Genomic DNA, 10,486 nt, shown 5'->3' with positions numbered 1-10,486 from the left:
CGAACAGAAAGCAGGAGGTCTCCAGAACCGTCCCTACCAGGACAAGCTGGAAAGCATCCAGCTGCACCACCTCCAGGTGGTACACGATGGAAAGCACTGTGGACATAGAAACCGCCAGGGAAAAGACAAATCGGAACAGCAGGTAGACAGAATATGCCTTTGAATTTTTAGCAAACATGAAGTTACATTCTCCTTTACGAATTAGTGGGTTGTTTTGTGAAACAAGCCCGACTGCCGCGCAGGAAGGGCAAACTTCTCAGCCCTTTCTAACAGTGATTTTAGAAAAGGCCTCCTAAAGTGCCCAAAGCGCCGTTAAAAGACTTGTTTCTGTTTTTGCAGTTTGCCATATGAATACCTCCGATACTGAAATTAGAACAACATGGCTGTTCTTCTTCGCGATATTATAGCAAATGGGCTTTGTGTTGTCAATGTAAAGAGAAGCGAGAGCGAGAGCGAGAGCGAGAGCGAGAGCGAGAGCGAGAGCGAGAGCAAGTTTCTACCACGGTGCCAAAATCCGCAATTCTGCGGTTTTGCCCCTCGCGGGAAACTTGTTGGGGAGTGCCTTCCCCAAACCCTGCTATGCGGCTTGCGCCGCTTATCCCCGCCGCGCTCATGCGGCAAGAAAGGAGGTCACGACCATGCGAAAAAAATACAACACACCCCACCGCAGCCGCGTTGTGAAAACCCGGCTGACCGAAGATGAATACGCCGACTTCACAGCGCGGCTTGCGCCCTATGGTATCAGCCAGTCGGAATTTCTCCGGCAGGCGATCCGGCGTACCACCATACGCCCCGTACTCCATGTGTCGTCGGTCAATGACGAACTGCTCTCCGCTGTCGGGAAGCTCGCAGCCGAGTACGGCAGGATCGGCGGCAACCTCAACCAGATTGCCCGGTATCTGAACGAGTACGGCGCGCCCTATCATGCGTTGTCCGGCGAGGTACGCGCCGCCATAGCCGACCTTGCCGCCCTCAAGTATGAAGTCTTAAAGAAAGTAGGTGACGCGGTTGGCAACACTCAAACATATCAACTCTAAAAACGCCGACTACGGAGCCGCCGAACAATACCTGCTCTTTGAGCATGACGAATTTACCATGAAGCCCGTCCTTGATGAAACCGGCAGGCTTATCCCCCGCGAGGACTACCGGCTGTCTACGCTGAACTGCGGCGGGGAGGATTTTGCCGTTGCGTGTATGCGGGCCAATCTCCGCTATGAGAAAAACCAGCGGCGGGAAGATGTGAAAAGCCACCACTACATCATCAGCTTTGACCCGCGGGACGGGCCGGACAACGGCCTGACCGTAGACCGGGCGCAGGCGTTGGGGGAGCAATTCTGTAAAGAACATTTCCCCGGCCACCAAGCCCTTGTCTGCACCCACCCGGACGGGCATAACCACAGCGGCAACATTCATGTGCATATCGTCATAAACAGCCTGCGGATTGAGGAAGTGCCGTTCCTGCCCTACATGGACAGGCCAGCCGACACGAAAGCCGGCTGCAAGCACCGATGTACCGACGCTGCCCTGCGCTACTTCAAATCCGAAGTCATGGAGATGTGCCACCGGGAGGGGCTTTACCAAATCGACCTCTTGAACGGCAGCAAGAACCGCATCACCGACCGGGAGTATTGGGCGCAGAAAAAGGGACAAGCCGCGCTGGACAAGCAGAACGCCCCCATGATTGCCGATGGTATCACGCCCCGGCAGACCAAGTTTGAAACGAACAAGGAAAAGCTGCGGCAGACCATACGGAAAGCCCTTGCCACCGCCGCCAGCTTTGACGAGTTTTCCTCTCTGCTGCTGCGGGAGGGTGTGACCGTCAAGGAGAGCCGGGGGCGGCTGTCCTATCTCACGCCGGACAGGACAAAGCCCATCACCGCCCGGAAGCTGGGCGACGATTTTGACCGCACCGCCGTCCTTGCCGTTTTGGAGCAGAATGCCGCCAGAGCCATAGAAAAGGCCGCAGCCATACCTGAATACCCCTGGCAGGAGAAACGCGGCATACAGCCCGCAAAAGCCCCTCAAACCGCCCCCAAACAGGACGGAGTGCAGCGGCTTGTGGACATTGAGCAGAAAATGGCCGAGGGCAAAGGCCGGGGCTATGAACGCTGGGCGAAGATACACAATCTGAAGCAGGCCGCCAAAACGCTGTCCGTCTACCAGCAGTACGGCTTTACTTCCCCGGAGCAGTTAGAAGCCGCCGTTGATACCGCCTATGCGGAAATGCGCCAGACCAGCGGCGAACTGAAAGCACTGGAAACCAAGCTGCAAGGGAAAAAGGAGTTGCAGCGGCAGGTGTTGGCCTACGCCCAGACCAAGCCCGCCCGCGACGGGTTGAAAGCGCAGAAATCCGAGAAAGCCCGCGCCGCATACCGGCAGGCCCATGAGAGCGATTTTATCATAGCCGACGCAGCCGCCCGGTATTTCAAGGCGCATGGCATTACCAAGCTGCCCGCCCGGAAAGCGTTGCAGGCCGAGATCGAGCAGCTTATCTCCGAGAAAGACGGCCTGTATAACACCTATCACGAACAGAAGCAGCGGTTCAAGGAGTTGCAGACCGTCAAGCGGAATATCAACCAGATTTTGCGCCGGGACGAGCCGCACCGCAGAAAGGAGCAGAGCCATGAGCGATAACCTGCCCCGCATGGACTACCGCCAGCACCGGCGGGCGCGGCGGCTGGTACATGAGTGCTGTAACTACGACGAGGGGAACTGCCTGCTGTTAGACGACGGGGAGCCTTGCGTGTGCGTCCAGAGCATTCCTCTCCCGGTCTGTCTGGTTGAATGTCTGAAAGAGGCAAAGAAAAAATCCACTTCGGATTATGTGATAGCCAATCGGGACGGTGACCCGCTATCCTATACACAGTTTAAGCGGCTGTGGCAGTATATTGTGACGCGGACTGCAAAGCCGAGAATGGCCAGAAAACTTGTGGACGGAAAGTATGTAAAATATATGCTTTACCCGAAACTTGGAGAAAAAGCCAGGAATAACGGCCATGTGGTATATAGCCTGGATTTTGAAGTGACACCGCATCAGCTGCGGCACACCTACATCACCAATCTGATTCATTCTTCGGTGGACCCCAAAACAGTACAATATTTGGCGGGCCATGAAAGCAGCAAAATCACGATGGACATTTACGCAAAGGTCAAATACAACAGGCCGGAAGATCTTGTCAAAACAATGGGCTGTGCCTTTGACTTATGGGACGCTGTGTAAGTCCCGAACAATTCAGAAAATGAAGTAAGAGCGAGACAAGGATGTCTCGCTCTTAGTTTTTCCTTGGCCGTATCTTTGATTCAATTTGAAATCTCTGATAAAAAGGAGGTGTAGATACATCATCACGCGAGAGAGGAAATTCATTATGGCAAAGAAGAAAAAAAACATACCTCAATATGGAACCGTCACACGAAAGGGTGTCCTGTATTACAGAACCCGGATTCTGGACGCAGACGGCAAGCAGGTGAGCCTGTATGGGACTACCTGCGAGGAACTGTATGATAAGGAGCAGGAAGCGAGACGCCAGGTAGCGGAGATCATCTTCCACCGGGAGCATCCTACTGTGGCCGAGTATTGTGAGAAGTGGCTGTTGATGCAATCCGCAAAAGTGTCACCGGCTACACTGAAGGGCTACGCTTCCAATATGAAGAACTACATTATCAAGCCTTTGGGAGATATGTATATGGAGGAAGTAACAGCGGATGATATTCGTCTGGCGCTAATCCCATTGTCCAATAAGTCCGAGAGCCTGCACAATACGGTGAATATGCTCCTCAAGTGCATTTTTTACTCGGCAGAGCGGAGCCAGTTGCTGGAATACAATCCGTGTGAGGGGATTTCGGCAAAAGGAGGGAAACCGACCCAAAAGAAAGATTCGCTGACAGACCAGCAGGTGGAAGTGCTGCTGGAAACCGTTAAAGGACTTCCGCCGTATCTGTTTACCATGATCGGCTTATATGCCGGTCTGCGCCGGGAAGAAGCTCTCGCCTTGCAATGGGATTGTGTGTTCCTTGATGCACCCACTCCATATATCTCTGTGCGGCGCGCATGGCGATCAGAGCATAACAGGCCGGTTATCTCTACAACGCTTAAGACGAAAGCAGCAAGAAGGGATATTCCCATTCCCAAATGTCTTGTGAATTGTCTGCGGGAAGCCAAGGCTGCCTCCAAATCGGAATATGTGATTGCCGACAGTGAGGGACAGCCCTTGTCATATTCGCAGTTCAAACGTGTCTGGCAGTACATCGTTGTTCGGTCTACCAAGGAGCGTACCTATTATAAGTATGTGAACGGACAGAGCATCAAGTACACTGTTCAGCCGAGCCTGGGAGGACATCAGAAAAACAATCCCAACATTGTGTATAGCCTGGACTTCGATGTGACACCGCACCTGCTGCGGCATACCTACATCACCAATCTTCTGTATGCAGGTGTTGACCCCAAGACGGTCCAGTACCTTGCCGGACATGAGAACAGCAAGACAACTATGGACATCTATGCAAGAGTAAAGTATAATAAACCAGAACAGCTATTCGATGTAGTAAATTCTGCATTTCATCAAGCTGTCCCCTCGTAAAAGCGGCCTATTCTTTGGGTTAAGGAATAGGGCAACCGAGGGGCCGAGGCTCAAAAAAGCCCGGAATATCAAGGAAAATCAGCGCTCAGACGATTGAAGTACGGTCTGAAGGCCGCCCGTCGTGCTCCCCAGTTCAGCAAGCGCTGATTTATCTGCGACGTTTCAAAAATGCCGCCCGTATTGGGCGGCATTTTTCTTGCGCTCCTTCGGGGCCCCGCCGCAGGCGGGGCGGCGCTGAGCGCCGTCCAAGCGCTTTGGGCTTTGCCCAAAACCTTGATGCCGGGCGAATTCACTTCGCCCGAGCAGATGAGAGAGGGAGGGGATCCTCACAGGGGGCCTATGTCCCTGTGGGGCGCGCAAGAAGTACGGCCTGAAGGCCGCCCGTCGTACCTTGCCCACGTTGCGGCAAGCCTGTTTGCGGCTCCTGTGTGACCCGCAAACAGGGCCGCTGCCTTGAAACGGCCTCGCTGCATCCGCCACAGGCGGCGCATCGGCCGTTTCCCCAGTTCAGCAAGCGCTGATTTATCTGCGACGCTTCAAAAATGCCGCCCGTATTGGGCGGCATTTTTCTTGCGCTTCTTTCGGAATTTAGCTGTGGAAAAATGGAAGCGCTCTGCTTTCATCATGTGAAAGCAAAGCGCTTTTAAATGCTCCATAGAGAGGTTTTAGGCCAGATAATTTTTCAAATTGGCCATATAAAGTGCGGCCTCGCTGCGGGTAATGCTGGTGGATGGCAGATAGAGGTCACCCCGGCTGCCTGCGGCGGGCAGGATCCCCGTGGTAAGGCAGAACTCTACTGCGGGCTGAGCCCAGGAGGAGATAGCGGCTTCATCCAGCAGCTGGTTGACGGCGCCGGTGGAGGAAGGCATCGTCACCCCCAGAGAGCGTACGTAATTGTAGATCATCACAGCGGCCTGTTCTCTGGTAACCACGGTAAGGGGCAGGAACTTGCCCTTGCCGTCACCGCTGACGACGCGGGTCTCTGCCGCCCAAATGACGGCATCACTGCCGGTAACGTCGATGAAGGCATAGTTTGCGCCGGGCTGGGGGCGGCCGGCCAGGTCATAGAGCATCTCCACAAATTCCAGGCGGGTCAGCGGAGAGTTATAGGCCTCGGGATAGATAAACCAACTGCTGGAGCGGGTCGGCTCCACAGTGCTGCCCTGCTGAAGGGCGCTGTGGGCGTAGGCCGCCAGCAGGGCGGCGGTGCTTCCGCCCTGAGAGGCAAAATCGCGGTCAGCGGAGGCAGACCACAGGACCTCGCACTGGGGGAATTCCGGGTCAGAAAGCCGGGAGGCCGGGAGAGCAATGGTGTACGTCTGAGTGTCGGTTACAGGCTGCCCCTGGGAGAAGACAGGCCCGGTCCGTTTGCCCGCCGGGCTGCCCAGGTAGAGGGAATAGTCCATGCCGTAGAGAATATCGGCATTTTTACCGCCCATAGGCTGGCCGGCTTCATTTACACTGTAGCGCTGCGCGCAGGTCTCCAGCCACTGGCGCAGCTGGGTGCCGGTCAGGCGCACGGTTACCACCGGGCTGAGGTCCGGAGCCAGCTTGACGCAGTCGCTGAGGGTCAGCTTGGCGGTGGAACTCTTCTTCTCAAACAGGGAAGCCACAGTACGCTCTCCCAGAGTACTGGGAGCAATCAAAACCCCGTCCGCGTCGGTGGCCCACAAAATAGCTTCACCCACCAGGTCCACGGTGTCGGTCTGCCGGGTGTAGGAAAAGCTGTCCTCCCACTGACCGGACAGCGTACCTGCCTGCCGGGTGCCGGCCTGCTTGGCGGCAGTATAGTAGGGAGATAGGGAACGGGAGAGTTCCACGTCATTCTCGTAGTCATCCAGCTCCAGCACAGAGCTGTCCCCGATGACCGGAACCCCCTCTTTGTTTCGCGTGATCAGGGTGCGGGTCAGACCGCTGCCGCCGCCGCAGACGTAAGTGACTGCTTCGCCATCCGCGTTGCTCAGCTGATAATTGTCAGCAGGGCCGTCGCCGCCCACCAGCAGATCGATGCCGGAGGTATTGGCGGCGAACTGGAGCAGTTCCTCCTGGCTGGCATGGCACACAACCACGACCAGGTCGCAGTCCTCCTGCTCCAGCTGGGGCTGCCAGTAGTTCCACTCCCAGAGATAGCTGTATTCCTCATTGTCCGTGTGGGCGAACTGCACGTCGCCATACAGGCGGTCAGGCAGCTGCTGGGCGGTATCGATTCCGCCCAGACCCAGCACGCCTACCCGTACAGACTGCGTACCCAGGACCAAATTGTAAACCTGGTAGGGGGATGTAACAGGCTTATTCTGATCATCCAACAGATTGCCGGAGAGCACATCCACCGGCGTTCCGGTGCCGTCATCAGCTTCAAGAGTTTGGAAGAAATCCTGCCGATAGCCGGCGCCCAGCCGGAACTCTTCGATTCCGGGTACCAGTGCGTCGTAGCCGATGCTCCGCAGAGCCAGAGCCACAGCCTGGCCGTCGTCGCCGGTCAGCCCGGTAGATACCGCGTTCCCCGCGTCCAGCAGCAGTGTGTCATCCATCTGCTGCCGCTCCTGAGCCATGACAGTGGCCACTTTCAGGTAATTGACTGTCTCCGTCTGGTCGGTAAGAGGATCCTGAGCGTATACAGACCCAAACATATTACTAGTCGTATAAATTGCGGCGGTAGGCGCCGTCTCCTCCCCTCCGGCGGCCAGGGCAGCGGTGCCGGGCAGCAGGGCCGCCGTCAGCAGCAGAGCCAGCAGCCGGGTCAGATAGGTATGTCTGCGAGCCAAACTGATCACCTCGTTTTCTCACAATGGTATAATTTTATGACACCATTATAAGAGCAGGCAGGACATGGCGCAACAAGAGGCCGTTGAATGTAAAGAAAAAGAAAGATTGTTACAGAAATATGGCAAAATCCCCGTGGGTTTTTCACCCACGGGGACAAAAGAGGACAAAATTCAGCCCAGCTTGCACAGAGCGGCGGCGGTTTTGGCGGCCAGACGGGCGTTGTTGAACACCAGCTGGATGTTGGAATCCAGGCTGTCGCCGCCGGTGAGCTCCTTCACCTTGGCCAGCAGGAAGGGAGTGGTGGCCTTGCCATGGATGCCCTGGGCATTGGCCTGGGCAATGGCCTCGTCAATGGCCTTGTTGATGACCTCGTGGTCCATGGAGAACTCCTCGGGGATGGGGTTGGTCACCAGCATGCCGCCCTTGAGGCCCAGCTCACGGGACACATGGAAGGCCTCCGCCAGCTCCTCAGGGGTATCCATGCGGTAGTCCACCTCAAAGCCGCTCTTGCGGGTATAGAAGGCGGGCAGCTCCTTGGTGCCGTAGCCCAGCACAGGCACGCCGTGGGTCTCCAGGTACTCCAGGGTCAGACCCAGGTCCAGAATGGACTTGGCGCCCGCGCACACCACCATCACGGGAGTGGAGGCCAGCTCCTCCAGGTCGGCGGAGATGTCCATGGTGGTCTCAGCCCCGCGGTGGACACCGCCGATGCCGCCGGTGGCAAAGATCTGGATGCCCGCCATATGGGCGATCATCATGGTGGTGGTGACGGTAGTGGCGCCGTCGGCCTTCCGGGCTACCAGCACCGCCAGATCCCGGCGGCTGGCCTTGGTAACGTCCTGGCCCTTCTTGCCCAGGTACTCGATCTCCTCAGGGGACAGGCCGGCCTTCAGGCGGCCGCCCAGGATGGCGATGGTGGCGGGCACCGCGCCGTTGTCCCGGATGATCTGCTCCACCTTCAGAGCGGTCTCCACGTTCTGAGGATAGGGCATGCCGTGGGAGATGATGGTGGACTCCAGGGCCACAACAGGCTTGCCTGCGGCCACGGCGGCGGCTACTTCGGGGGCTACGTCCAGATACTGATTCAGATTCATATTGATTTCCTCCATATCTATTACAGTAATTGTTCCGCCCGGGCCTTCAGCGCCTGGGCACTCATATTGGGATTGATGGTCTCGCTGCTCTCCATGGCGATGGATCCGGCGGCCATGGCCGCCCGGGCGGTCCGTTCCAGACCGGTGCCCTCCAGATAGGCCCAGGCAATGGCCGCCATAGCCGCGTCGCCGCAGCCGGTGGTGTTCACCATGGTCCCGGGGCAGCAGGGCACATGGAGCCGCTGGTTGTGGGCTGCGGCGTACACTCCGTCCCCTCCCAGGCTGACAAACACCCGCCGCAGGCCGGTGCCCAGCAGCACGTCCACCGCCTTGTCCAGGCTCTTTTGGTCGGTGATGGTCACTCCGGACAACAGCTCCGCTTCCAGCCGGTTGGGCTTCAGGGTGTGGAGCTTACCCAGCACCGGCCGCAGCTTCTCCGCCTTGGCGGTGGATACCGGGTCGGCGAAAATGGGCAGCTTCACGTTGTCCGCCAGCCAGGCGATGGACTCCGCCGGGATATTGGTGTCGATCACGATGAGCTGAGCGTTTTGCAGCAGCCTGGACCGGCCTGCCAGAAAGGCGGGGGTCACATGATCGTAAATCTCCATGTCGCTCACCGCCAGGGCCATATCGCCCTTTTCGTCGGCAATGAACAGGTAGGTGGAGGTGGCCGCCCCCGGCACCGTCAGACACTGGCTGATGTCGATACCCAGCTCTCCGCAGCTGGCAGCGATGCGCTGGGCGTTCATGTCATCCCCAAAGGCGGTGAGCAGCCGTACGTCCACCCCCAGCAGAGCCATATTGTGGGCGATGTTCCGCCCCACGCCTCCCAGGCTCATGCGCACCTGACCGGGGTTGGAGTCGGCGGGCACCAGGGCCTTGTTGGACCGGCCGCCGATGTCCATATTCACGCCGCCCACCACCACCGCGTAGGGAGCGGTGCGGACGATGTAGCCCTTTCCGGCAATGTGTCCCTGCTTCATCAGGTTGGAGATATGTACCGCCGCCGACGAGCGGGTAATGCCCGCCTTGTCTGCCAGCTCCTGCTGGGAGATCAGGGGGTTTTCCTCAATCCACTTGAGGATCTGCCGTTCCCGCTGGGTCATGGCATCGCCTCCTAAACATTTATCTATAAACTAATCATATGCTTATGACGTTCTCTTGTCAACCCTTTTTGGGAACTTTCTCTGAACTGTTTCGTCCAAAGAACAAATAAAAAAGGAGGGAGACACCATGAAAAAGACCGCATTGCCCGCAATTGCCCTTTGCCTGCTCCTGCTGGCCGGGTGCAGCACGTCCACCGGGACCGGTGGGACCCCGTCCCCTATGCCGCCGGAGAGCGTGCCGCCCACCGATGATCTGCCCGGTGTGGAGATGTGGGAGATGACCTGCCGCATTGTGGACGGGGCGGAGGACGGTACCCTGCTGCTGGCGGAGGGAGAGGACGGCGTCTATAACGGCACCGGAATCTATACCTTTGCCGTGGGGGACACCCCGGTATGGATCGACGGCCAGGAGAAGACCGCCGCCGACCTGACAGACGGCATGCTGGTGACGGTGTGCTGGAACGGCATGGTGGCCGAGAGCTATCCTTGCCAGCTGGGAGAGGTCTACTCCCTGCGGGCGGAGAGCAAGGACACTGACGACCGCTGCGGCCTCTACCTCCAGGTGCTGGAGGATCTGTGGGAGGTGGATCCCGGTCTGAATGAGAGCCTGGAGGAGCTGGCGGTGGACTTCTCGGAACTCACCGACCTGAGTGAAAGCGAAAAGGATGCCCTGGGCTGGGCCTTTGGCACCACTCACGGCCTTATGCCCATCACTGGCACCTGGGAGGAGCTGGTGGAGCAGGGCTATATCGATGGGGAGGAACTGCTCTGGAACGGCAACGGCTGCCTGTTCACCCTGTCCGGCTCCGCTGACGATACCTTCCAGGCGGAGAAATGGGCTTCTGGCCTGGGGGCGTACTTCTTCAACGATTGTACCGCTAAAATGGGTGTGGACGGAGCGTGGGAGTACACCATAGGAAGCGAAGCCATCTCATGACGGCAA

Annotated in this window: 7 protein-coding genes and 3 pseudogenes; 6 read left to right on the top strand and 4 right to left on the bottom strand. The window is 57.6% G+C overall.

All coding sequences use genetic code 11. The annotated features are described in order from the left end of the window. A pseudogene (locus ACTNB1_RS14035) lies at positions 1 to 178 on the bottom strand (MFS transporter); the annotation flags it as partial. 460 nt (positions 179 to 638) lie between these two features. On the opposite strand from ACTNB1_RS14035, the gene ACTNB1_RS14030 reads away from it, so the two are divergent. The 5 genes and pseudogenes from ACTNB1_RS14030 to ACTNB1_RS14010 all read left to right on the top strand — a co-directional run bounded on the left by ACTNB1_RS14030 (position 639) and on the right by ACTNB1_RS14010 (position 4,577). After that, the gene (locus ACTNB1_RS14030) at positions 639 to 1,037 is read left to right on the top strand and encodes a plasmid mobilization protein (RefSeq protein WP_002584975.1); all 399 of its coding nucleotides are present in this window, start codon (positions 639 to 641) and stop codon (positions 1,035 to 1,037) included. Further along, complete coding sequence (locus tag ACTNB1_RS14025; protein WP_002584974.1) at positions 1,009 to 2,634, top strand: relaxase/mobilization nuclease domain-containing protein; 1,626 nt, start codon at positions 1,009 to 1,011, stop codon at positions 2,632 to 2,634. Before ACTNB1_RS14030 ends, ACTNB1_RS14025 begins: the two co-directional genes overlap by 29 nt. Before the next feature lie 10 nt (positions 2,635 to 2,644). Further along, a pseudogene (locus ACTNB1_RS14020) lies at positions 2,645 to 2,761 on the top strand (cysteine-rich VLP protein); the annotation flags it as partial. After that, positions 2,753 to 3,220: pseudogene (locus tag ACTNB1_RS14015) on the top strand (tyrosine-type recombinase/integrase); the annotation flags it as partial. The pseudogenes ACTNB1_RS14020 and ACTNB1_RS14015, both read left to right, overlap by 9 nt. Before the next feature lie 145 nt (positions 3,221 to 3,365). Then, the gene (locus ACTNB1_RS14010) at positions 3,366 to 4,577 is read left to right on the top strand and encodes a tyrosine-type recombinase/integrase (protein WP_002576318.1); all 1,212 of its coding nucleotides are present in this window, start codon (positions 3,366 to 3,368) and stop codon (positions 4,575 to 4,577) included. Between the two features lie 665 nt (positions 4,578 to 5,242). Here ACTNB1_RS14010 and ACTNB1_RS14005 read toward each other — a convergent pair. The 3 genes from ACTNB1_RS14005 to ACTNB1_RS13995 all read right to left on the bottom strand — a co-directional run bounded on the left by ACTNB1_RS14005 (position 5,243) and on the right by ACTNB1_RS13995 (position 9,543). Then, the gene (locus tag ACTNB1_RS14005) at positions 5,243 to 7,342 is read right to left on the bottom strand and encodes a 5'-nucleotidase C-terminal domain-containing protein (protein ID WP_441170333.1); all 2,100 of its coding nucleotides are present in this window, start codon (positions 7,340 to 7,342) and stop codon (positions 5,243 to 5,245) included. A gap of 171 nt (positions 7,343 to 7,513) precedes the next feature. Next, positions 7,514 to 8,437, bottom strand: a complete 924-nt coding sequence (locus tag ACTNB1_RS14000) for a pseudouridine-5'-phosphate glycosidase (RefSeq protein WP_441170331.1) — start codon at positions 8,435 to 8,437, stop codon at positions 7,514 to 7,516. Between the two features lie 20 nt (positions 8,438 to 8,457). Then, positions 8,458 to 9,543, bottom strand: a complete 1,086-nt coding sequence (locus tag ACTNB1_RS13995; protein WP_441170330.1) for a PfkB family carbohydrate kinase — start codon at positions 9,541 to 9,543, stop codon at positions 8,458 to 8,460. 127 nt (positions 9,544 to 9,670) lie between these two features. Here ACTNB1_RS13995 and ACTNB1_RS13990 point away from each other — a divergent pair, with 127 nt between their 5' ends. Beyond that, positions 9,671 to 10,480 (top strand): hypothetical protein, encoded by an 810-nt coding sequence (locus ACTNB1_RS13990; protein ID WP_441170329.1) that lies wholly within the window; start codon positions 9,671 to 9,673, stop codon positions 10,478 to 10,480. Positions 10,481 to 10,486: the final 6 nt, after the last annotated feature.

This window comes from Flavonifractor sp. HCP28S3_F3, assembly GCF_052065355.1.
Classification (GTDB): Bacteria; Bacillota; Clostridia; order Oscillospirales; family Oscillospiraceae; genus Flavonifractor.
The sequence above is the reverse complement of the archived record's forward strand: the minus strand, read 5'-3'. Positions and strand labels throughout refer to the sequence as shown.